Annotated in this window: 26 protein-coding genes and 1 other annotated feature; of the genes, 9 read left to right on the plus strand and 17 right to left on the minus strand. The window is 54.5% G+C overall.

Annotation, left to right across the window (positions count from 1 at the left end; genetic code table 11):
• Positions 1–5: 5 nt before the first annotated feature.
• The 3 genes from ABLU96_RS15925 (at position 6) to hemP (ending at position 2,384) form a co-directional block, all read left to right on the plus strand.
• Positions 6–839 carry a pyruvate, water dikinase regulatory protein gene (locus ABLU96_RS15925; protein ID WP_004851771.1) on the plus strand — a complete coding sequence of 278 codons (834 nt, stop codon included), beginning with the start codon at positions 6–8 and terminating at the stop codon, positions 837–839.
• A gap of 153 nt (positions 840–992) precedes the next feature.
• Positions 993–2,039 carry a 3-deoxy-7-phosphoheptulonate synthase AroH gene (aroH, locus tag ABLU96_RS15930; protein ID WP_025108222.1) on the plus strand — a complete coding sequence of 349 codons (1,047 nt, stop codon included), beginning with the start codon at positions 993–995 and terminating at the stop codon, positions 2,037–2,039.
• Positions 2,040–2,204: 165 nt separating this feature from the next.
• A complete protein-coding gene (gene hemP, locus ABLU96_RS15935; protein ID WP_160741222.1) occupies positions 2,205–2,384 on the plus strand; it encodes a hemin uptake protein HemP in 180 nt (59 codons plus the stop codon).
• 34 nt (positions 2,385–2,418) lie between these two features.
• Here the strand turns inward: hemP and selO are convergent, their stop codons facing one another.
• The 4 genes from selO to ABLU96_RS15955 form a co-directional block, all read right to left on the minus strand.
• On the minus strand, positions 2,419–3,861 hold the full coding sequence (selO, locus tag ABLU96_RS15940; RefSeq protein WP_064405806.1) for a protein adenylyltransferase SelO: 1,443 nt from the start codon (positions 3,859–3,861) through the stop codon (positions 2,419–2,421).
• A 161-nt stretch (positions 3,862–4,022) separates the two neighbouring features.
• Entirely contained in the window at positions 4,023–4,487 is a 465-nt protein-coding gene (locus tag ABLU96_RS15945) for an NlpC/P60 family protein (RefSeq protein ID WP_004134084.1), read from the minus strand.
• Between the two features lie 81 nt (positions 4,488–4,568).
• A complete protein-coding gene (gene btuD, locus ABLU96_RS15950) occupies positions 4,569–5,318 on the minus strand; it encodes a vitamin B12 ABC transporter ATP-binding protein BtuD (RefSeq protein ID WP_049082331.1) in 750 nt (249 codons plus the stop codon).
• On the minus strand, positions 5,318–5,869 hold the full coding sequence (locus ABLU96_RS15955) for a glutathione peroxidase (RefSeq protein ID WP_025108225.1): 552 nt from the start codon (positions 5,867–5,869) through the stop codon (positions 5,318–5,320). Before ABLU96_RS15955 ends, btuD begins: the two co-directional genes overlap by 1 nt.
• A 224-nt stretch (positions 5,870–6,093) precedes the next feature.
• On the opposite strand from ABLU96_RS15955, the gene ABLU96_RS15960 reads away from it, so the two are divergent.
• On the plus strand, positions 6,094–6,894 hold the full coding sequence (locus ABLU96_RS15960; protein WP_064405803.1) for a MetQ/NlpA family lipoprotein: 801 nt from the start codon (positions 6,094–6,096) through the stop codon (positions 6,892–6,894).
• Between the two features lie 26 nt (positions 6,895–6,920).
• On the opposite strand, the gene btuC is transcribed toward ABLU96_RS15960, so the two are convergent.
• From btuC to thrS, 9 genes are all read right to left on the minus strand, one after another.
• Positions 6,921–7,907 carry a vitamin B12 ABC transporter permease BtuC gene (gene btuC / locus ABLU96_RS15965; protein WP_009653750.1) on the minus strand — a complete coding sequence of 329 codons (987 nt, stop codon included), beginning with the start codon at positions 7,905–7,907 and terminating at the stop codon, positions 6,921–6,923.
• Between the two features lie 100 nt (positions 7,908–8,007).
• The gene (gene ihfA / locus ABLU96_RS15970) at positions 8,008–8,307 is read right to left on the minus strand and encodes an integration host factor subunit alpha (protein ID WP_004851790.1); all 300 of its coding nucleotides are present in this window, start codon (positions 8,305–8,307) and stop codon (positions 8,008–8,010) included.
• Between the two features lie 4 nt (positions 8,308–8,311).
• Complete coding sequence (pheT, locus tag ABLU96_RS15975) at positions 8,312–10,699, minus strand: phenylalanine--tRNA ligase subunit beta (protein ID WP_064405801.1); 2,388 nt, start codon at positions 10,697–10,699, stop codon at positions 8,312–8,314.
• Between the two features lie 15 nt (positions 10,700–10,714).
• A complete protein-coding gene (gene pheS / locus ABLU96_RS15980) occupies positions 10,715–11,698 on the minus strand; it encodes a phenylalanine--tRNA ligase subunit alpha (protein ID WP_004851795.1) in 984 nt (327 codons plus the stop codon).
• Between the two features lie 153 nt (positions 11,699–11,851).
• Positions 11,852–11,977: a sequence feature (Phe leader region), on the minus strand.
• Positions 11,928–11,972, minus strand: coding sequence for a pheST operon leader peptide PheM (pheM, locus tag ABLU96_RS15985; protein ID WP_001386830.1), 45 nt, complete (start codon positions 11,970–11,972; stop codon positions 11,928–11,930). Its footprint overlaps the feature before it by 45 nt.
• Before the next feature lie 118 nt (positions 11,978–12,095).
• Positions 12,096–12,452, minus strand: coding sequence for a 50S ribosomal protein L20 (gene rplT / locus ABLU96_RS15990; RefSeq protein WP_004102963.1), 357 nt, complete (start codon positions 12,450–12,452; stop codon positions 12,096–12,098).
• Positions 12,453–12,502: 50 nt separating this feature from the next.
• Positions 12,503–12,700 (minus strand): 50S ribosomal protein L35, encoded by a 198-nt coding sequence (gene rpmI / locus ABLU96_RS15995; protein WP_001124225.1) that lies wholly within the window; start codon positions 12,698–12,700, stop codon positions 12,503–12,505.
• Positions 12,701–12,796: 96 nt separating this feature from the next.
• Positions 12,797–13,339 (minus strand): translation initiation factor IF-3, encoded by a 543-nt coding sequence (gene infC / locus ABLU96_RS16000; protein ID WP_052746887.1) that lies wholly within the window; start codon positions 13,337–13,339, stop codon positions 12,797–12,799.
• Positions 13,340–13,342: 3 nt separating this feature from the next.
• Positions 13,343–15,271: a threonine--tRNA ligase gene (gene thrS, locus ABLU96_RS16005; RefSeq protein WP_004102966.1), complete on the minus strand. Its 1,929-nt coding sequence runs from the start codon at positions 15,269–15,271 to the stop codon at positions 13,343–13,345.
• A gap of 216 nt (positions 15,272–15,487) precedes the next feature.
• On the opposite strand from thrS, the gene ABLU96_RS16010 reads away from it, so the two are divergent.
• Positions 15,488–15,700, plus strand: coding sequence for a hypothetical protein (locus tag ABLU96_RS16010; RefSeq protein WP_071881738.1), 213 nt, complete (start codon positions 15,488–15,490; stop codon positions 15,698–15,700).
• A 20-nt stretch (positions 15,701–15,720) separates the two neighbouring features.
• Here ABLU96_RS16010 and ABLU96_RS16015 read toward each other — a convergent pair whose 3' ends face one another.
• Together ABLU96_RS16015 and ABLU96_RS16020 are read right to left on the minus strand one after the other, a co-directional pair.
• Positions 15,721–15,954: a hypothetical protein gene (locus ABLU96_RS16015; RefSeq protein ID WP_049082818.1), complete on the minus strand. Its 234-nt coding sequence runs from the start codon at positions 15,952–15,954 to the stop codon at positions 15,721–15,723.
• A gap of 270 nt (positions 15,955–16,224) precedes the next feature.
• A complete protein-coding gene (locus ABLU96_RS16020; protein WP_004851801.1) occupies positions 16,225–16,983 on the minus strand; it encodes a YdiY family protein in 759 nt (252 codons plus the stop codon).
• A 289-nt stretch (positions 16,984–17,272) separates the two neighbouring features.
• On the opposite strand from ABLU96_RS16020, the gene pfkB reads away from it, so the two are divergent.
• The 3 genes from pfkB to ABLU96_RS16035 all read left to right on the plus strand — a co-directional run bounded on the left by pfkB (position 17,273) and on the right by ABLU96_RS16035 (position 19,560).
• Positions 17,273–18,202 carry a 6-phosphofructokinase II gene (pfkB, locus tag ABLU96_RS16025; protein ID WP_025108227.1) on the plus strand — a complete coding sequence of 310 codons (930 nt, stop codon included), beginning with the start codon at positions 17,273–17,275 and terminating at the stop codon, positions 18,200–18,202.
• A 94-nt stretch (positions 18,203–18,296) separates the two neighbouring features.
• Positions 18,297–18,581 carry a type V toxin-antitoxin system endoribonuclease antitoxin GhoS gene (ghoS, locus tag ABLU96_RS16030; RefSeq protein WP_009653733.1) on the plus strand — a complete coding sequence of 95 codons (285 nt, stop codon included), beginning with the start codon at positions 18,297–18,299 and terminating at the stop codon, positions 18,579–18,581.
• Positions 18,582–18,687: 106 nt separating this feature from the next.
• A complete protein-coding gene (locus ABLU96_RS16035) occupies positions 18,688–19,560 on the plus strand; it encodes a fructosamine kinase family protein (protein WP_004851808.1) in 873 nt (290 codons plus the stop codon).
• A 19-nt stretch (positions 19,561–19,579) separates the two neighbouring features.
• On the opposite strand, the gene tonB is transcribed toward ABLU96_RS16035, so the two are convergent.
• Positions 19,580–20,317 (minus strand): TonB system transport protein TonB, encoded by a 738-nt coding sequence (tonB, locus tag ABLU96_RS16040; RefSeq protein ID WP_064358135.1) that lies wholly within the window; start codon positions 20,315–20,317, stop codon positions 19,580–19,582.
• Between the two features lie 211 nt (positions 20,318–20,528).
• On the opposite strand from tonB, the gene ABLU96_RS16045 reads away from it, so the two are divergent.
• Positions 20,529–20,825 carry a YciI family protein gene (locus ABLU96_RS16045; RefSeq protein WP_004103089.1) on the plus strand — a complete coding sequence of 99 codons (297 nt, stop codon included), beginning with the start codon at positions 20,529–20,531 and terminating at the stop codon, positions 20,823–20,825.
• Between the two features lie 211 nt (positions 20,826–21,036).
• Here ABLU96_RS16045 and ABLU96_RS16050 read toward each other — a convergent pair whose 3' ends face one another.
• Complete coding sequence (locus tag ABLU96_RS16050; RefSeq protein WP_025108230.1) at positions 21,037–22,137, minus strand: NADH:flavin oxidoreductase/NADH oxidase; 1,101 nt, start codon at positions 22,135–22,137, stop codon at positions 21,037–21,039.
• Between the last annotated feature and the right edge of the window lie 73 nt (positions 22,138–22,210).

The raw sequence follows: 22,210 nt of genomic DNA on the forward strand, positions 1-22,210 counted from the left end.
TCAAAATGGAAAGTGCTGTAGATCGCCACGTATTTTATATTTCCGACGGTACCGCTATTACGGCGGAAGTTCTGGGTCATGCGGTCATGTCGCAATTCCCGGTCGCCACCAGCAGCGTAACCCTGCCGTTTGTCGAAAATATTAGCCGCGCGCGCGCCGTGAAGGAGCAAATCGACGCGATTTTCCAGCAGACCGGCATTAGACCGCTGGTGTTCTACTCCATCGTGCTGCCGGAAATCCGCGACATCATCCTACAAAGCGAAGGCTTTTGTCAGGATATCGTCCAGGCGCTGGTGGCCCCCCTGCAGCAGGAGCTGCGCCTCGATCCGACGCCAATCGCTCACCGCACCCACGGCCTGACGCCCGGTAACCTGAACAAATACGACGCGCGTATCGCCGCTATCGACTACACCCTTGCCCACGATGACGGAATTTCTCTGCGTAATCTCGATCAGGCCCAGGTGATCCTCCTCGGCGTTTCGCGCTGCGGGAAAACCCCCACCAGCCTGTATCTGGCGATGCAGTACGGTATCCGCGCCGCTAACTACCCGTTTATCGCCGATGATATGGACAACCTGATTCTTCCGGCTTCGCTTAAGCCGCTACAGCACAAACTCTTCGGCTTAACGATCAATCCGGAGCGCCTGGCGGCCATCCGCGAAGAGCGGCGGGAAAACAGCCGCTATGCTTCCATGCGCCAGTGCCGGATGGAAGTGACCGAAGTCGAGGCGCTTTACCGCAAAAACAAGATACCTTGCCTGAACAGTACCAACTATTCCGTGGAAGAGATCGCCACCAAAATCATGGATATTATGGGGTTAAGCCGCAGAATGTACTAACACACTAGTACATTATTAAAAATTTGTTTATGCTATCACCTGAGCCCTATACAGGATCATGCCCTGCTCTTGCAATAAGCGGGGATTGGTTTATCGTGATGCGCATCACTTCCCGGCATTTTCGCCGCGGAAGAAACAGATTTTGAGACCCCAATGAATAAAACAGACGAATTGCGTACCGCGCGCATTGAAAGCCTGGTAACGCCTGCGGAACTGGCTCAGCGGCATCCAGTGTCTGCCGACGTTGCCGCACACGTTTCCGCCTCACGCCGCCGAATCGAGAAAATTCTCAACGGTGAAGATCGCCGCCTGCTGGTGGTGATCGGTCCCTGTTCCATTCACGATATTGATGCGGCGATGGAGTATGCGCGCCGCCTGCAGGGTATGCGCGAACGTTACCAGCCGCAGCTGGAAATCGTGATGCGTACCTATTTTGAGAAGCCGCGCACGGTGGTTGGCTGGAAGGGGCTGATCTCCGACCCCGACCTGAACGGCAGCTATCGGGTGAATCACGGCCTTGAGCTGGCGCGTAGCCTGCTGCTGCAGGTCAATGAACTGGGTGTCCCGACCGCCACCGAGTTTCTCGATATGGTGACCGGGCAGTTTATTGCCGACCTGATAAGCTGGGGCGCTATCGGCGCGCGTACGACCGAGAGCCAGATCCACCGCGAAATGGCCTCGGCGCTCTCGTGCCCGGTAGGCTTTAAGAACGGTACCGATGGCAATACCCGTATCGCCGTTGATGCGATCCGCGCTTCCCGCGCCAGCCATATGTTCCTGTCGCCGGATAAGCAGGGACAGATGACCATCTACCAGACCAGCGGCAATCCGTACGGCCATATCATTATGCGCGGCGGTAAAAAGCCGAATTACCACGCCGCCGATATCGCCGCCGCCGGGGAAGCGCTGGCGGAGTTCGACCTGCCGGAACAGCTGGTGGTGGATTTTAGCCACGGCAATTGCCAGAAACAGCACCGCCGTCAGCTGGACGTTTGCGCCGACATCTGCCAGCAGATCCGCGCCGGCTCGACCGCCATCGCCGGGATCATGGCCGAGAGTTTCCTTCAGGAAGGCACGCAGAAGGTCGTCGCGGGCCAGCCGCTGACCTGGGGACAATCGATTACCGATCCCTGCCTGAGCTGGGACGATAGCGAACGGCTGCTGGATGAATTAGCCGCCGCCACCGCCACCCGCCTGTAGTTCCCCTCCCCACCGTACGCGCGGTGGGGAGCGATTTTCCGCCACCGACCGGCCCGACACCTGCTAAATCTGGTAATCCGCTAAATAAAGCTTGCGTGAAAAACAACATTATTGATAATGATTATCATTGTTGCCTTGATTTTTATTTTTAGTGCTATGACGCGTATGGATAACACTGCCACAGCAGAAAAAACAACAGACAATGCCCCGTATCCGGTTCCGACGGACAAAGAGATAAGCAGCCGGACATTATTAGGCAGCGAGGGACGGGTGGTGATTGAACATCGCGGTCAGCGCTACCTGCTGCGTCAGACCCATTCGGGTAAGCTGATCCTGACCAAATAATTATCCCCGCCGATAAAGGCAGGGATAACGATCGCTAGCTGGAACAGCTTACTTCCAGACGCCTTCCCCAGTCCGGTGGACGCTGAATATACTCATCCGTCCGATCGGCAAAGGGGTGAGAGAGTGCGCTATGCAGGCGCTCCAGCTCGCTCATATCCCCCTGCTCCGCCTGTTCAATGGCCCGCTGGGCCAGCCAGTTACGCAGCACGATCGCCGGGTTCACGCTGCGCATCCGCATCTGCCTTTGCGCATCGTCAACCTGTTCATCGCGCAGGCGCGCGCGATAAGCGGTAAACCAGGTATCGAACGTCTCGCGGTCGATAAACTCATCGCGTAGCGGCGAGGCGGCGCTCTCCTGCTCGCTGACGCTGAGCATCCGGAAGGTCCGCGTATAGTCGCTGCCCTCGCGTTCCATCAGCGCAAACAGGCCGTCCAGCAGTTCGTTATCCCCTTTTTGCTGGGTAAACAATCCGAGCTTGTCGCGCATGCGGCGGCCATACGCCGTCAGCAGCGCTTGCTGGTAACTATCCAGCGCGCCGTTCAGCGCCTCAGCGCTGATAAACGGCGAGAGCGTCTGCGCCAGACGTTGCAGGTTCCATAGCCCTACCGCCGGCTGATTATCAAAGCTGTAGCGCCCCTGATAATCGGAGTGGTTACAGATAAAGCCAGGCTGGAAATCATCAAGGAAACCGTACGGACCGTAGTCCATCGTCAGGCCGAGAATTGACATATTGTCGGTATTCATCACCCCGTGGGCAAAGCCCACCGTTTGCCAGCAGGCAATCATCTCCGCGGTTCGAGTGACAACGTCACTGAACCACAGAAGGTACTTATCCGCTTCATTTTGCAGATGCGGCCAGTGGTGACGAATCACGTAATCCGCCAGCTGCTGCACTTTCAGAGGCTCGCGACGGTAGTAAAAATGCTCAAAATGGCCGAAACGAACGTGGCTTTCCGCCAGCCGCATCAGCATTGCCCCGCGCTCGACGGTTTCGCGGTATACCGGCGTATCGCTGGCCACTATCGCCAGCGCGCGGGTGGTGGGAATGCCCAACGCATGCATCGCTTCCGAGGCCAGCGCCTCGCGGATCGTCGAGCGCAGCACCGCCCGCCCGTCGCCCATTCGCGAATAGGGAGTGAGCCCGGCGCCTTTAAGGTGCCAGTCAAAGCGACGACCATCAGCGAGCTGCTGTTCGCCGAGCAGAATACCGCGCCCGTCGCCAAGCTGCCCAGCCCAGGCGCCGAACTGGTGGCCGCTGTAAACCTGCGCCAGCGGCGACATTCCCGGCAGCAGCGTTTCGCCGCCCCATACGCCAGCGCCCTTCTGCGGGCTGAATAACGACGCGTCAACGCCCAGCGTTCGCGCCAGCGGAGCGTTGTGCCAGACAAGCCGCGCATTCTCCAGCGGCGTAGGGGTTAGAGCGGTGTAAAAATCCGGCAGTTCATCACGCCAGTGGGTAGTAAAAGACAGGGTCATGGTTCCTCCTGCCTTCAGTGTAGTGCTTTCAACAAATTATTAACACGGAGGAATGGATGGGTTATTGCGATAAAAGACAAGACGAGCGTTGTGGCGCTGCCCGGTAAGGCGTTACCGCCGCCGGGCAAGAAAACGCCACGCTACGCTTTGACGTATCGAGGCTAGATCCTTCGCGCCTGCCAGAATTTTTTATGCCAGTAGACATTATCCAGCGACGAGCGCGTCACGCCCTGGCTGGTGGAGGCGTGGATAAACTGGTTATCCGTGTCGTAAATACCGACGTGCAGACCGCTCTCTCCGGAACCGGTCTTGAAGAAAACCAGATCGCCGGGCAGCAGTTCGCTCTTATCGATTTTCGTGCCGATCTCCGCCTGTTCACGCGTTTCACGCGGCAGCTGCAACGCGAACTTATCGCGGAAGGTCATCAGCACAAACCCGGAGCAATCAACGCCGCGTGGCGACATGCCGCCGTAGCGATACGGCGCTCCCCGCCAGTTCCTTAGCTGCTCATTCAGGTTAGCAACAACGGTAATCGAATCAGCAAGCCGTGGATTGGGCGGCGGCGCCCGATGGCTGCTACAACCCGCCAGAAATAACGCAACACACAAAACGAGCCAAAAACGCATCTCAGACGAATCCTCTGTTCCCTATCCTGATAGCAGGATAATTTACCTTGTTTATCAATTCGCTGGCAAGCTGACTGCGTGCTACTGTGACGCAACGAGCATAAGATGACCCGCCACCTCGACCCGCTGGAAGTCCATGGCATAGGCGGCGGTTAAATTCTCTTCGCTTAATACCTCGGCGGTGCTGCCGCAGGCGATCGTCTCCCCCCGGCAGATAAGCCAGGAGCGATGGGCGTGTCGGAGGGTATGATTCAGGTCGTGGCTGCTCATCACGACGGCAATCCCCGAGGCGCAGAGTTCGCTTAACAGTCGGTCCAAGGCGGCCTGCTGCGCCACGTCCAGGCTGTTCATCGGTTCATCCAGCAATAGCAACTGTCCGGACGCGTTAGCCTGACGATGAATCTGCAGTATTACCGCCGCCAGGCGCACGCGCTGCCACTCCCCGCCGGAGATGTGATTCACCTGGCGCCCAAGCTTGTCGCCTAAGCCCAGCTTCTCCGCGATGGTCGTCAGTAGCCCGTTGTGCGCGTCGTCCTGGAGATGCAGCGACAGATAATGCCAAACCGGCATGGCGAAAGGCGGCATCTGGTGTTGGCTTAAATAGGCCCGATGACGCGCCAGCTCCGGCGCCAGCCAGTCATACAGCGGGCGTCCATTCAGTTTTACCTGACCCGGGCCGGTAGAGAGCCCCGCCATACGCGCCAGCAGCGTGCTTTTCCCCGCCCCGTTTGGCCCCACCAGATGAACGATCTCTCCCGGCCTGATATCGGCTGAAAACGGCGCCAGCCGCCCCGCCTCTTCTACATCCTGTAGCTGCATCAAAAACGGCATTATTTGGCTAAAGCTCCTTTAATAGCGGCCACCAGCTGCGGATCATCCGGCGTCATATCCGGTGAGAAACGGCCGATGACCTGACCATCGCGGCCGATGAGGAATTTTTCAAAGTTCCACAGAATATCATCCACGTACAGCGGCGCTCTGCCTTTGCTGGCCATGCGCTCATAAAAACCGCTGCCTTCCGGGGCGATAGCCTGCGGGGCGGCCTCAACCAGCTTCTGGTACAGAGGCGCGCGATGTTCGCCGTTGACGTCAATTTTGCTGAACATCGGGAAAGTCACGCCGTAAGTCGTGCTACAGAACGTTTTAATCTCTTCTTCGCTACCCGGCTCCTGACCCAGAAACTGGTTGCACGGAAAGCCCAGTACGCTAAAACCTTCGCTTTCTAAATCTTTTTGCAGCGCTTCCAGCTGCTCATACTGCGGCGTCAGGCCGCATTTTGACGCGACGTTGACAATCAACAGGACTTTGCCTGCCCACGGGGTGAGCGTTGTTTTCTCACCATCAATGGTGGTGACTTCAGTATTGAGAATATCGTGTTGCATAGCCTTCCCTCAGTGAATATACCGGTTACTGCTTCAGGTGATCCCTATCTACTGTAGCGGATTCAGACTGGGTCATTCTACTTTGAATCCCCCGGGAGTGTCTCTTGATGTAACAGGCAGCACAACATGAATTCATCTCAACACCGGGAGCCCGCAATTCAGTGTACAGTGGTGGATGGATGTAATAGCATTTCGTTAATTGTTAATTTAAGAGAGTTTTATTGATGAAGAAGATGTTTAGCGCGGTGTTAATCGCGGCCTCCGTTACGCTGCTTTCGGCCTGCTCGCCGGATGAAGATAATAAGATTAAAGTCGCCATTAATACCGGGCCGGATGAGGCTATCTGGAAAGTCGTAGAACAGGTGGCTAAAGAGAAATACAACCTCGACGTCGAGGTAATCTCATTTAATGATTACGTTCTGCCGAACGAAGCCCTGAACAATAAAGACGTCGATGCTAACGCCTTCCAGACGCTGCCTTACCTTGAGGCACAATCAAAAGAGCGCGGCTATAAGTTTGCCATTGTCGGTAAAACCTTCGTCTTCCCCATCGCCGCCTACTCGAAGAAAATCAAAAATATCAGCGAACTGCCTGACGGCGCGACGATTTCCATCTCTAACGAAACCACAACCCTGGGCCGCAGCCTGCTGCTGCTGCAGACGCAAGGTTTAATCAAGCTGAAAGAGGGTACAGGCTACCTGCCGACGACGCTGGACATTATCGACAATCCTAAGCAGCTGAAAATCGTGGAAGTCGACACGCCGCAGCTGACCCGTACGCTTGATGACCCGAACGTCGCCCTGTCGATCATCAACACCAACTTCTCCGCTCAGGCCGGTCTCTCGGCTGCCCGCGATGGGCTATTTATGGAAGGCCCGGACTCGCCGTACGTCAACGCCATTGTTGCGCGCGAAGATAATAAAGACAGCAAAAAAGTCCAGGAGCTGAAAGAGGCCTTCCAGACTCAGCAGGTTGCCGACAAGGCAGCGGAAGTCTACAAAGGCGATGCGATTAAGGGCTGGTAAAACTATCAACCGCTTACGGCCGCCCCTCACTGCGGGCGGCCTGATTTCAGCAATAACCAGATAAACACCGGCGCGCCCAGGGTGGCGGTGACCACGCCAATCGGCAATTCCGCCGCCGAAAGCGCCAGACGCGCGATAATATCCGCGCCCAGCAGCGCGCTGGCCCCCGCTAACAAACAGGCCGGAAGCAGCGCGCGGTGATCGCTTAAACCACATAAGCGCAGAATATGCGGGATAACCAGACCAATAAAGCCGATCGCGCCGGCCAGCGCCACGCTGACGCCCACCAGCCAGCCGGTCGCCACCACCAGCACTTTACGCCATAGCCACAGCGGCAGCCCCAGCTGGCGTGCGGAAACCTCCCCCAGCGCTAACAGATTAAGAGGCTGCGATTGCAGGCACACCCAGGCCAGCACCGGCAGCAGGGCCAGCATCAGCCACAGCTGCTGCCAGTCCACGCCGCCAAAGCCGCCCATCATCCAGTACATCAGCTGGCGGAGATCGAAAGAGGTTGAGAAGTAGACCGCCCAGGTCATCAGCGCGCTGCATATGATACCGAGCGCCACGCCCGCCAGCAGCAGGCGGCTGGTCGAGAGATGCCGCCTGGCAAAACGCAGTAAAATAAAGGTAATGACCAGCGCGCCAGCGATGGCGCACAGCCCCAGCGCCCAGCCCGGAAGCAGCCCTTTTCCCAGCAACACGGCGGCTATCAGGCCAACCCCAGCGCCGTTTGATACCCCCAGCAGCCCGGGCTCCGCCAGCGGGTTTTCAAACAGCGCCTGCATAATCGCGCCGGACAGGGCCAGCGCCGCGCCCACCAGCAGGACGGCCAGGGTTCGCGGCAAACGAATCTGCCAGATAAACAGCTCGCCTTTGGCGCTAAACCATTCACCGGGGCCAATCCACTGGTCGCCCGCGCACAGGCTGATGGTCGACGTAACCAGCAGCAGCAACGTTAATACCGCAAGCCAGCGCCGGTTGCGGCGCCGTTGAGTTTGAGCAAAGGTCAGCATAGATTTCTGAGTTGAGAAAAAGGATGTGATTGATTTTACGGTATTCGGCCAGGAAAAGAAAAAAGGCCGCATAGCGGCCTTTTTGATTAGTCAGTCCAGATCATTTCTCTCTGGGTGAAGCGTTTTCGACACGGCTTTTTAACTTCTGTCCGGGTCTGAAGGTCACCACACGCCGGGCTGTAATAGGAATATCCTCTCCCGTTTTCGGGTTACGGCCCGGGCGTTGGTTCTTATCTCGCAAATCGAAGTTGCCGAACCCGGAGAGTTTTACCTGCTCTCCGTTTTCCAGAGCGCGACGGACTTCTTCGAAAAACAACTCTACCAGCTCTTTGGCATCCCGCTTGCTAAGCCCAAGCTTATCAAACAGATATTCTGACATTTCAGCTTTTGTAAGCGCCATAGGTTCAATCCCTCAATGATGCCTGGAATCGCTCTTTCAATGCCTCTACACATTTGGCGACGGTAGCGGCAATCTCCTCTTCTTCGAGTGTACGGCTGGTATCCTGGAGGATAAGGCTGATAGCGAGGCTTTTGAAACCTTCCGCTACGCCCTTGCCGCGGTACACGTCAAATAAGTTTACGCCAACTACCTGATTTACGCCAACTTTCTTACACTCGGCTAAAACATCGGCTGCGGGAACGTTTTCTGCCACAACGACAGCGATGTCGCGACGGTTCGCCGGGAAGCGAGAAACTTCACGCGCCTGAGGCACCACGCGGTCTGCAAGCTTGTTCCACTCCAACTCGAACACCAACGTGCGGCCGTTCAGATCCAGTTTACGTTCCAGCTCGGGATGAACAACCCCAATAAAACCAATACGTTCACCTTTCAGATAAATCGCCGCCGACTGGCCCGGATGAAGCGCATTATTGGCTTCGATGCGGAATTCGATGTCGGACAGTTTACCCGTGAGGTCGAGAACGGACTCCAGATCGCCTTTTAAATCATAGAAATCGACGGTTTCTTTTGCCAGGTTCCAGTGTTCTTCATAACGGTTACCGCAGATGACGCCAGCCAGCATCACGTCCTGGCGAATACCCAGCGGGGCCTGCGTATCGGGAACAAAGCGTAAGCCGCTCTCAAAGATGCGGACGCGGCTCTGCTGGCGATTCTGGTTGTAGACCACCGTCCCGAGCAGACCGGTCCACAATGACAGACGCATCGCCGACATTTCGCTGGAGATCGGGCTCGGCAGAATCAGCGCTTCTTCACCGGCGTGGATCCACTGCTGTACTTTCGGGTCAACAAAGCTGTAGGTAATCACTTCCTGATAGCCTTTGTCGTTGAGCAGCGTTTTCACGCGCTTAAGCGACAGATCCGCTTCGCGGTGGCTGCCCATGATCAGGCCCGCTTGCACCGGTTCGTCAGGAATATTGTTATAGCCATAGACGCGGGCAACCTCTTCGACCAGGTCTTCTTCGATCTCCATGTCGAAACGCCAGCTCGGCGCCACGGCATGCCACTCATCCTGGCCTTCGGTAACTTCACAGCCCAGACGACGCAGAATGTCGCTAACCTGCGCATCTTCAATGTGATGGCCAATCAGACGATCCAGTTTGCTGCGGCGCAAACGGATGGTCGCAGGCTTCGGCAGAGTCGCTTCATTGGTCACGTCAATAATCGGACCCGCTTCACCGCCGCAAATATCCATCAGCAGGCGGGTTGCGCGCTCCATTGCCTGATACTGCAGCGCGGAGTCCACGCCGCGCTCGTAGCGGTGGGAAGCATCGGTATGCAGACCATGACGGCGGGCGCGGCCGGTAATGGACAGCGGGCTGAAGAACGCGCATTCCAGCAGAACGTTTTGCGTTTCATCGTTTACGCCGGAGTGCTCGCCGCCGAAAATTCCGCCCATAGCCAGGGCTTTCTGGTGGTCAGCAATAACCAGAGTATCGGTATCCAGCTTAGCCTCGGAGCCGTCGAGCAGGACCAGGGTTTCGCCTTCATGCGCCATACGCACGATAATTCCGCCTTCAATGCGGTCTTTATCGAAGGCGTGCATCGGCTGACCGAGCTCGAGCAGAACGTAGTTGGTCACGTCAACCACGGCATCGATGGAGCGAATGCCGCAGCGGCGCAGCTTCTCTTTCATCCATAACGGCGTCGGCGCTTTGACATTAATGCCTTTTACCACACGGCCCAGGTAGCGCGGGCATGCTTCCGGCGCATCGACCTGAATTGGCAGAACGTCGTCGATGGTCGCGGCCACCGGGGCCATTTCCGGGACATTCAATGGCGCCTTGTTGAGCACGGCGACATCGCGGGCAATGCCGATAATACCCAGGCAGTCGGCACGGTTCGGCGTGACGCTGATTTCGATAGTGTTATCGTCGAGCTTCAGGTATTCGCGGATATTGGTACCCAGCGGCGCGTCGGCGGGCAGTTCAATAATACCGCTGTGATCGTCGGAGATCCCCAGCTCGGAGAAGGAGCACAGCATGCCTTCCGACGGCTCGCCGCGCAGCTTTGCCGCTTTAATTTTAAAATCGCCCGGCAGTACGGCACCGATGGTTGCAACGGCAACCTTCAGGCCCTGACGGCAGTTTGGCGCACCGCAGACGATGTCCAGCAGGCGTTCGCCGCCGACGTTAATTTTTGTGACGCGCAGTTTGTCAGCATTAGGGTGCTGAGCGCACTCAACCACTTCCCCAACGACAACGCCGTTGAAGCTGCCCGCAACCGGTTCAACGCCGTCAACCTCAAGGCCGGCCATCGTTATCTGGTCCGACAGCGCTTCGCTATCGATAGCTGGGTTAACCCACTCGCGTAACCACAGTTCACTGAATTTCATTGTTCTGTCCTGCCCTTATTTAAACTGTTTGAGGAAACGCAGATCGTTTTCGAAGAACGCGCGTAAGTCGGTCACGCCGTAGCGCAGCATGGTCAGACGCTCCATACCCATGCCGAAGGCAAAGCCGGAATAGATTTCCGGATCGATACCCACGTTGCGCAGTACGTTTGGATGCACCATCCCGCAGCCGAGCACTTCCAGCCATTTCCCGTTTTTCCCCATAACGTCGACTTCGGCCGACGGCTCGGTGAACGGGAAATAGGACGGACGAAAACGAATCTGCAGATCTTCTTCAAAGAAGTTACGCAGGAAATCGTGCAGCGTTCCCTTCAGGTTGGTAAAGCTGATGTTGGTATCAACGATCAGGCCTTCCATCTGATGGAACATTGGGGTATGGGTCTGATCGTAGTCGTTACGATAGACGCGGCCTGGCGCAATAATGCGGATCGGCGGCTGCTGGTTAGCCATGGTGCGGATCTGCACGCCTGAGGTTTGCGTACGCAGCAGGCGCGTGGCATCAAACCAGAAAGTGTCGTGGTCAGCGCGTGCCGGATGGTGGCCAGGAATATTCAGCGCATCGAAGTTATGGTAGTCATCTTCGATTTCCGGGCCAGTCGCGACGGTAAAGCCGAGCTCACCGAAGAAACTTTCAATACGATCGATGGTACGGGTCACCGGATGCAGGCCACCGTTCTCAATACGACGCCCCGGCAGAGAGACATCGATGGTCTCCGAGGCCAGGCGCGCGTTAAGAGCGGCGCTTTCAAGATCTGACTTACGCGCGTTAAGCGCCTGCTGGACCTGCTCTTTCGCTTCGTTGATAACCGCACCGGCTGCCGGGCGCTCTTCAGCAGGCAGCTCACGCAGGGTCGTCATCTGAAGGGTCAGGAGCCCTTTTTTACCCAGGTATTCCACGCGGACGTTGTCCAGCGCAGCAACATCTGATGCCTCGTTAATGGCTGCCTTCGCACTGGCAACCAGCTCTGCGAGATGTGACATGGTTTTCCTCATTATGTCGGTGCAGACACCGGTTATGGTTATTATTTTGCTTTCACTATTTCGAGCCGCAGACGGCGGGTCATTCGCCATTTGACCGAATGACCCGGTCAATCCGCACGTCTGGAGCTTGAAATAGAACAAGCCAGTTCAGATACAAAAAAAGCCTCCACAGTGGGAGGCTTTTTGGCGCTGTTTTCCGTTTCTTCTTTCACGCGCTAGCCTCCTGAGTTCAGGTGCTAAAGTAAAAAAAGAAGCGGAAAATAGCAGCATTCATGCTTGCATTACCTTGTCTGGTAAAAAACGTAAGATCGATATTGAAAAGCTTACGCGGATAAAAGTCAATGTATTGATAGTCTTGAAACGAAAAGAGGGAGACAAGCTCCCTCTTTCAACTGGCTTATGCCAGAGCTGCTTTCGCTTTTTCGACCAGCGCGGTGAACGCTAATTTGTCGAATACGGCGATGTCAGCCAGGATCTTACGGTCGATTTCAACAGAGGCTTTTTTCAGGCCGTTGATGAATTTGCTGTAAGAAATACCGTTCTGACGTGCTGCTGCGTTGATACGCGCAATCCACAGTTGACGGAACTGACGCTTTTTCTGACGACGGTCACGATAAGCGTACTGACCAGCTTTGATAACAGCCTGGAAGGCAACGCGGTATACGCGAGAACGCGCACCGTAGTAGCCTTTAGCTTGTTTCAAAATTTTCTTGTGACGTGCACGGGCAACTACACCACGTTTTACGCGAGCCATATGTGCTCTCCTGTATCTATTCTAATTAAAAAGTTAAAAGGGTTAACGACTTATGCGTACGGCAGGCACGCGATGACCAGGCCCAGATCGCCTTTAGAAACCATGGCTTTCGGACGCAGGTGACGTTTACGCTTGGTAGCTTTTTTGGTCAGAATGTGACGCAGGTTAGCGTGCTTGTGCTTAAAACCACCTTTACCGGTTTTTTTGAAGCGCTTAGCAGCACCGCGTACGGTCTTAATTTTTGGCATTTTAATAACTTCCACTTCGCATTGTTAATAAACGAAACATAGGCGAACAACGGCTGCGGAACCCGCAGGCTCCACAGACATTGCTACTTGAAGGCCTTACTGTTTCTTCTTAGGAGCGAGCACCATGATCATCTGGCGGCCTTCGATCTTCGTTGGGAAGGATTCGACTACTGCCAGTTCACTCAGATCGTCACGGACGCGGGTAAGCACTTCCATACCGATCTGTTGGTGGGCCATCTCACGGCCGCGAAAACGCAGCGTGATCTTGGCCTTATCGCCATCTTCCAGAAAGCGAATCAGGCTGCGGAGTTTTACCTGATAATCGCCATCGTCGGTGCCAGGACGGAACTTAATTTCCTTAACCTGGATAACTTTTTGCTTTTTCTTCTGTTCCTTAGAAGACTTGCTCTTTTCATAAAGGAACTTGCCGTAGTCCATGATACGACAAACTGGCGGTTCGGCGTTAGGGCTGATTTCAACTAAATCTACTCCAGCTTCTTCAGCTTTTTCGATCGCTTCTCTCAGACTCACAATACCCAAAGCTTCGCCTTCCAGACCAGTTAAGCGAACTTCCAGGGCGCGAATCTCGCCATTAATACGATTCGGACGTGCCGTTTGAACTCGTTTTCCGCCTTTAATACCTTATTCCTCCAGTTGTTTTAGACTGCGGCTGCGAATCTCTTGTTGCAGCTTCTCGATAACTTCATTTACGTCCAGGCTGCCCAAGTCTTTGCCACGACGGGTACGCACGGCAACTTTGCCGGCTTCTACCTCTTTGTCGCCACAGACCAACATGTAAGGGACACGACGTAAAGTGTGCTCGCGGATTTTAAAGCCTATCTTCTCATTTCTCAAGTCTGCTTTTACGCGAATGCCCGCATTTTGTAGTTTACGCGTCAATTCGTTAACGTATTCAGCCTGAGAATCAGTAATATTCATGACCACAACCTGCACCGGCGCCAGCCAGCTCGGGAAGAAGCCCGCAAACTCTTCGGTCAGGATGCCAATAAAGCGCTCCAGCGAACCAAGAATCGCGCGGTGAATCATTACCGGTACCTGTCGTTCGTTATTTTCACCCACATAAGAGGCGCTTAAACGCTGCGGCAGGGAGAAGTCCAGCTGTACAGTACCGCACTGCCATGCACGATCGAGGCAGTCATACAGGGTAAATTCAATTTTCGGACCGTAGAACGCGCCTTCACCCAGCTGATACTCAAACGGGATGTTGTTCTCTTCCAGCGCCACGGCCAGATCCGCTTCAGCACGATCCCATGTCTCATCGCTACCGATGCGTTTTTCCGGGCGAGTCGACAGTTTGACGACGATTTTCTCGAAGCCAAAGGTGCTGTACATATCGTAGACCATGCGAATACAGGCGTTTACTTCATCGCGAACCTGATCTTCAGTACAGAAGATATGGGCGTCGTCCTGAGTAAAGCCACGTACGCGCATCAGGCCATGCAGCGCGCCTGACGGCTCATTACGATGGCAGCTACCGAATTCAGCCATACGCAGCGGCAGATCGCGGTAGGATTTCAGCCCTTGGTTGAAGATCTGCACGTGGCCCGGGCAGTTCATCGGCTTGATGCAGTATTCACGGTTCTCGGAAGAGGTGGTGAACATCGCATCTTTATAGTTGTCCCAGTGGCCGGTTTTTTCCCACAGCACGCGGTCCATCATAAACGGGCCTTTAACTTCCTGATACTGGTACTCTTTCAGCTTAGAACGCACAAAAGTTTCCAGTTCGCGGAAGATAGTCCAGCCGTCGTTATGCCAGAACACCATGCCCGGCGCCTCTTCCTGCATATGATACAGGTCGAGCTGCTTACCGATTTTACGGTGATCGCGCTTAGCGGCTTCTTCCAGACGCTGCAGATAGGCATTTAAGGCTTTTTTATCTGCCCATGCGGTTCCGTAGATGCGCTGCAGCATTTTATTGTTGCTATCGCCGCGCCAGTAGGCGCCAGCGGTCTTCATCAGTTTGAAATGATGACAGAAACGCATATTCGGCACGTGCGGCCCACGGCACATGTCGACATACTCTTCATGATGATACAAACCGGGTTTGTCATCATGCGCAATGTTTTCATCAAGAATGGAGACTTTATAGCTCTCGCCGCGCTTCACGAAGGTTTCACGCGCTTCGTGCCAGCTGACTTTTTTCTTAATGACGTCGTAGTTTTTCTCGGCGAGCTCGTGCATACGTTTTTCGAGCGCGTCGATATCTTCCTGGGTCAGGGTATGGTCCAGATCGACATCATAGTAGAAACCGTTGTCGACAACCGGGCCGATCGCCATCTTGGTATTTGGCCACAGCTGTTTAATCGCGTGCCCCAAAAGGTGCGCACAGGAGTGACGAATAATCTCAAGTCCATCTTCATCTTTCGCGGTGATGATAGAGAGCGTCGCGTCGTTTTCAATTAAGTCGCAGGCGTCAACCAGCTCGCCGTTGACGCGGCCGGCGATGGTGGCTTTAGCCAGACCAGGGCCAATATCCAGAGCGACGTCCATCGGGCTCACAGCGTGATCAAAATGGCGTTGGCTGCCATCAGGAAGCGTAATTACAGGCATTTCATGTCCTTATTTGCAGTGGTGCCCCACACGAAAGAGCACATACAAAACAATATAATCATAATTATCAACACGTTCAGGCCCAGTTCCCGCTTCACTCTGCGAAAATATGTGCACGCTCGTTCACCGACGCGTACCCACCTGCAGCCGCCTGTTGATAACACCGACGGTTAGTTTACACATCATTAGTGCGTGATAAAAGTCACATGAGACTAAATGGTTATTGCTGATGGAAAAAAAAGGTCGCGGCGCAACAAACCCAGCGTAATTGCTGCGGAACCGTGCGGCAAAAGAGCGCGGCAGGACGATATGACGCATAAAGAATATTTATGCTTTCACATCAATTATGCATGTTTAACACAAAGTGCGGAAAGCAAAACCGGTACGGCATTACCCGGTTTGCTGCTTCACGAAATAATTAAAGGATGATGTTCAAGAACAATGAAATATCAGGACCATTCGCCGGCGACAAGTTTATGAACATCAAAAGCATCATTCATAGACTGCCCGGTAGACTGTGAGCCCGGCGCTATGTTGGAGCCTGCTTCGACATCGGTAGCTTTGGCGATGCCAACTTGGTTATGCTCGTTATTACCCGGCTGCGGTGCGGGAGCGGCGGCAAATGCGCCAAAAGACAGCGTGCACAGCATCACGGCCGCGAGTGCGATTTTGCTATTTCTCATGATAGTCATTCTCTTATTTGTTTCAGATAAATAGAACGGCGTCGTTATCGCCGCCTGTGTGCAACAGTATAGATCCAGATCACATTTTTGTCCGACCCAATATTTATCTTTTCGTGTCAAATTAACTGCATATTTGTCAGCAAAATAGCAATTGTGGGGAAATTATGAAGACGATTTCTTTTTATAAAAAACAAAACGAGAGACCAAAAATAATAATGTCACTTATTGCCAAATTTAAAACAATCAGGCCAGAATATCTGGCCTGAAATATTACATTTTATAACCCAGCGATAGCGTGGTACGGCGATCGGTGTGTTCCGGCGCCGATGACGGCGGCTCAGAGTTCCACGTCAGGTTATAGGCGACCTTGAGGGCAAAGTGAGCATTGATGGCAACGTTCAGCGCGCTTTCGGAGTTCAGCGTCGTATCTTCAGCGCCGAATACCGAAACACCTTGCGTAAATTTGGCGTTATCGGTCATCTGCCAGGCGTAAGTGCCGGAAGCATAGCCCAACGGCTGAGTATCAGTATCGCCGTCGGTATACTCGTCGTAGCGTACGCCAGGACCAAATTCAAAACGTAGGCTGTGTACCGGTCCGTTCATAATCTGTCGACCATAACCTGCGGTAAACACATCCCGCTGCTGATAACCATTGTAACGATCCGTCAGCCAGCTGGCCTGGCCAAATATATAGTTCTGGTCAGTCAGGTTGTAACGACTACGTCCCCCCACCGCGTACCTTTCCGAAGAGCGCTGATCGTTTGACGACGTATTGCTGGCATTCCCCCACAGCGACCATGCGGTGGTATTGCCATACCAGGTCAACGTGGAGTCGGCGGTCATTGAGGAACTTTTCGTATTGCCGGACTGCGCCAGATAACCGGCGTTAACAGTACCTTCGAAAGGTTTTTTAGCAGAAGATGGGTCATCCATGACAGTAAAAACGGAATCATCGGCCATTGCGCACGCAGACGCAAAAAGCCCTCCCGCGAGCAACGCCGCTGCGGGTACTGTCTTCAAAAGCTTCATTTAATTTTAAGTCCGTACAACCTATAAGGAGACCTGGAGGGTCCCGGGAGCTTTCGCGAGGATCGCGGATAGCCGGTCCTAAGAAAGGGAGTAAATTATAAAAAAGCACGATTAACTTAGCAATCAATTACTCTTTCATTTTTTGTATAAGACGCTTCTCAAAACAATTTTTATTTCATAAAGATAAAAAGAGGTTGCGTTGTATAAGTGGCGCGTCGCTTCCCCTTCCCTCCTTTAAGTGCCATGCTTAAAACCAGAGCAGCTAAATTCGTATTATGGAGGAAACTGGATGACCAAAATCTATACGCTCACGTTAGCCCCCTCGCTCGATAGCGCAACCCAGACCCCGCAAATTTACCCGGAAGGCAAACTGCGCTGTAGCGCTCCCGTGTTTGAACCCGGCGGCGGCGGAATTAACGTTGCGCGAGCCATCACTTTTCTTGGCGGCAGCGCCACAGCCATCTTTCCCGTCGGCGGGGCGACAGGCGAACACCTGACGGCGCTGCTGACGGATGAACATGTTCCCGTCGATACGGTAGAGACCCATGACTGGACGCGGCAGAATCTTCACGTGCATGTGAACGCCAGCGGCGAGCAATATCGTTTCGTGATGCCGGGCGCAGCGTTAACTAAGGAGGAGCTCCAGCTCCTTGAGGAAAAGGTCCTCGCCATCGCCCCGGGTTCCCTGCTGGTGATTAGCGGAAGTCTCCCGCCCGGCATCAGCGTCGATAACCTGACGCAGCTGGTCAAAAACGCTCAGCAGCATGGATTGCGCTGTATTGTTGATAGTTCCGGTGACGCGCTCGCCGCAGCGCTTGATGTCGGCAATATCGAGCTGGTTAAGCCGAACCAGAAAGAGCTTAGCGCTCTGGTACAGCGGGATCTGAGCCAGCCGGATGATGTGCGTCTTGCGGCGCAGGAGCTCATTCGGTCGGGCAAAGTCCAGCGCGTCGTCGTCTCCCTCGGCGCCCAGGGTGCGCTCGGCGTTGATGCCCAGGGTAGCGTTCAGGTAGTACCGCCGCCGATGAAAAGCCAGAGCACCGTCGGCGCCGGTGACAGTATGGTCGGCGCAATGACCTTAAGGCTGGCGGAAAACGCCTCGCTTGAAGATATGGTTCGCTTTGGCGTTGCGGCGGGTAGTGCGGCAACCATCAATCAGGGCACCCGCCTTTGCTCGCTGGATAATACGCAAAAAATCTACACCTATCTGCGCGGTTGATAACGCTTTCGCTCCCTCTGGGAAGACAGAGGGAGTCGCCAAATCAGCATGATGGTCTATGCTAAAAATGCCATGGATAACAACGGGGTGAAAAATGAGTAGCGAAATTATTGCCTGGGTCGTCACGGTTCGTTTTCACGAAGAGACGTTAACCGAAATTAACGAACTCAGTAATCACCTCACCCGCGCCGGATTTACCCTCGTCTTAAACGATGATGAAGGGAACGTCCACGAGCTCGGCACCAACACCTTCGGCCTGCTTTCTATGCAGAATGCCGAGGAAGTCAACGCCTTAAGCGCAGGTTTAGCCGAAACCGCGCTGGGAAGACCCGTCGACGTCACCGTGGTCACATTCAGCGAGTGGTTAAAAGCTCAATAAGTGCGATTGACGCAACGGAAAACGTCCAGTTGTGCGTCAGTTCGAGTTTTACGCCGGGTTTATGCGCTAACCTTATGAAATGTTGGAAAACATGGGGAGAGACGGCATGTGGCAAGCTATCAGCAATTTGTTACGCGATTTGCATACCGAAGCAGCTGAAATCGAACTGCGAAACGAACTACCCGGTGGAGAGATACACGCTGCCTGGCATTTACGCTATGGCGGGCGAGATTACTTCGTAAAATGCGACGAACGCGAGCTGTTACCCATCTTCACGGCCGAGGCAGACCAGCTTGAACTACTGTCGCGCAGTAAAACGGTGAACGTACCGCAGGTTTTTGCCGTGGGCAGCGATCGAGATTACAGCTTTCTGGTGATGGAATACCTCCCTCCTCGCCCGCTGGATGCGCACAACGCTTTCCTGTTAGGCCAGCAAATTGCCCATTTACATCAGTGGAGCGACCAACCTCAGTTTGGTCTGGATTTTGACAACGACCTCTCCACCACCCCCCAGCCGAACGCCTGGCAGCGTCGCTGGTCAACTTTCTTTGCCGAACAGCGCATCGGCTGGCAGCTGGAACTCGCCGCCGAGAAAGGCCTACATTTTGGTGATATCGATCATCTTGTTGATATTGTTCAGCAACGGCTGAGCAGTCATCAGCCGCAGCCGTCGCTGCTTCACGGTGACTTATGGTCCGGTAACTGCGCGCTCGGGCCAAACGGGCCCTATATTTTCGACCCTGCCTGCTACTGGGGCGATCGCGAATGCGATTTGGCGATGCTCCCGCTGCATCCGGAACAGCCGCCGCAAATCTATGACGGCTATCAGTCCGTATCGCCGCTGCCGTCCGGCTTTCTCGAGCGGCAGCCCATCTACCAGCTCTATACGCTGCTGAATCGGGCGATTCTGTTTGGCGGACAGCATCTGGTGACGGCGCAGAAAGCGCTTGATGAGGTGTTCATGGATAAGGCCCCTTAAGGGGCCTTGTTTTTGAGGGTTAGCTAATTTGTACGCCTTTCAGACGGAACTGAATGGTCATGGTAATGCCGGTTCCCGGTTTACCCGGTTCATAGCGCCATTTACGTAAAGCGTTTTTCACTTCACGCTCAAACATATTGGCAGGCTGGGCGGAGAGGATCTGCACGTTGTCCACGCGCCCGTCCGGCGTGACGTCAAACTTAACCCGTACGCTTCCTTCAATGCGCAGCGCCTGGGCACGAGCCGGATAGCTCGGCTCTCCGCGACTTAGCGCCCGCGGCCCGGAAGGCGCCGTCACGGTGGGTTTAGCGGTCGCGGTTGAGGTGCTCGGCGCGGTGCGCGCCGGCGCCGTATTTGTATTTTCAAACGGCGAGGCCGGGCGCGTTTCCGCCGGTTTTACATCACGCTTCGGTTGTTCGACCTTTTTTTCCGGCTTCGGTTTAGGCTTTGGCTTCGGTTTTGGCTTTGGTTTATGGATAACAACCGGCGCCTCTTTTGGCGGTTCAGGCATCACTTCCGGTTCCGGTTCTGGCTCAGGTTCAACAACGGGCTCAACGACCGGCTGAGCCGCCTGAGGCGGTTCCAGATCTGCCGGGGCCACCATAGTGATTTCAATGGGCTGTGAGGGTGCCGGCCGTTCAATAACCTGATGTACCGAAGTATAGAGCAACCCCGCGATAACACTGCCGTGGATAACCACAGACAGTAGCGTAGGCCACGGAAAGCGGCGAGGTAAATCAAAGGTCATTGCGCTCATAGTCGTTTCTGTTGAAAAATGATGCCCCGATTTTAAATGCAAATAGCAATCATATTCAACTAGGGTTGTTGGCTTGTATCAAAATTTGCCCTGTTTTCTGACAAAAAGCCCCCGGGACGTGGCATTCTGGGGATCGTGATCATCTTTGCATTGCAGTCAACGACGGTTTCACTTAACGTGATTCGCCAATTTATTGATAAGGAGCCATGCCGTGCTTTACGTTATCTACGCTGAAGATATCGCCGACTCTCTGGAAAAACGGACATCGGTACGTCCCGCCCATCTGGCGCGTTTGCAATTATTACATGATGAAGGTCGTTTACTGACCGCCGGCCCAATGCCTGCCGTAGACAGTAATGAACCCGGCGCGGCGGGCTTCACCGGCTCAACGGTCATTGCGGAATTTGAATCGCTGGAAGCGGCGCAATCATGGGCCAATGACGATCCCTATATCGCCGCAGGGGTTTATCAGAAAGTCTCGGTGAAACCGTATAAAAAGGTTTTTTAGCCTATAAAATGCTTAAGCAATAAGAACGCGTTAAAAATTTAATCTATGGCGATCGTTCATTAGAGGACGTTTCTAAGTACGCGAGTACGGAATGGTCGCCATCCTTATGTCTCTCCACTTCCCCGGTTCTGCATTCCGTTCTCTTTAGGACGCGCCCTGATGATAGCCGTTTGCCGACAGTGCATCAGCACCGCCGACTTTCTATGGTTAATTACCTGTTGGACTTCAGCGTTCCCTTAAGACCATGCGGCTCTGAGCGAAGATACTGCGGCGGAACGCTCACCTGAGCGCCCAGCGCTGCCGCGGCATGCCATGGCCAGTGCGGATTGTAGAGCACGGCGCGGGCAATGGCGATGAGGTCGGCGTCGCCATTTTGTAGCGCCTCTTCCGCCTGCTGCGCTTCCGTCACCAGACCCACACCGATCACCGGGATATTCACCTTCTCGCGGATTTCACGCGCGAACGGCAGCTGATAGCCGGGCCCCACCTGAATCGCCTGATGAGGCGACAGCCCGCCGCTGGAAACATGAATATAGTCGCAGCCAAGCGCCTCAAGCTGCTGGCTGAAGATAATCGATTGTGCGTTATCCCAGCCGCCATCCACCCAGTCTGTTGCTGAAAGTCGGACGCCCACCGCGATGTCCTGACTGACGGCCTCACGGATGGCCCGGAATATCTCGAGCGGAAAACGCAAACGGTTCTCCAGCGAGCCGCCGTATTCGTCGGTACGCTGGTTACTGAGCGGTGAAAGGAACTGGTGCAACAGGTAACCATGCGCGGCATGCAGTTCAATCAATTCAATACCCATCCGCTCAGCGCGTCTGGCGCTGTCTACGAATGACTGCTTGATGCGTTTCATGTGGTCCTGAGTAAGCTCAACCGGAGGACGTTCACCTTCACCATAGGCCAGCGCTGATGGCGCAACCGTGTCCCATCCGCCAGAATCATGCGCCAGCTGGTGTCCCCCCAGCCAGGGGGCTGCGGAAGAGGCTTTTCGTCCGGCATGGCCCAGCTGGATACCGATGGGGATTGAAGCGTACTGGCGGATATCGTTCAGCACGGTGCGTAATGCGGCTTCCGTTTCGTCATTCCATAAGCCCAGATCAGCCGGGGTAATGCGTCCGGCGGGCTCTACAGCGCTGGCTTCGATAATCAGTAAGCCCGCACCGGAAAAAGCCAGTTGACCAAGATGGATACGATGCCATGCCGTCGCCTTGCCATTGTCGGCGGAGTACTGGCACATTGGCGCAATGACAATACGGTTCTCAAGTTCCAGCTTACCGATTCGCACCGGACTAAAAAGTTGACTCATAGATACCTCTCAATAATAGAAGCCTTACGGACATTATAAGTAGCACGTGCTGATGCATGGCACTTCCCGTTTT

Origin of the sequence: Klebsiella sp. CN_Kp106, assembly GCF_040064575.1 — a bacterium.
Classification (GTDB): Bacteria; Pseudomonadota; Gammaproteobacteria; order Enterobacterales; family Enterobacteriaceae; genus Klebsiella; species Klebsiella michiganensis.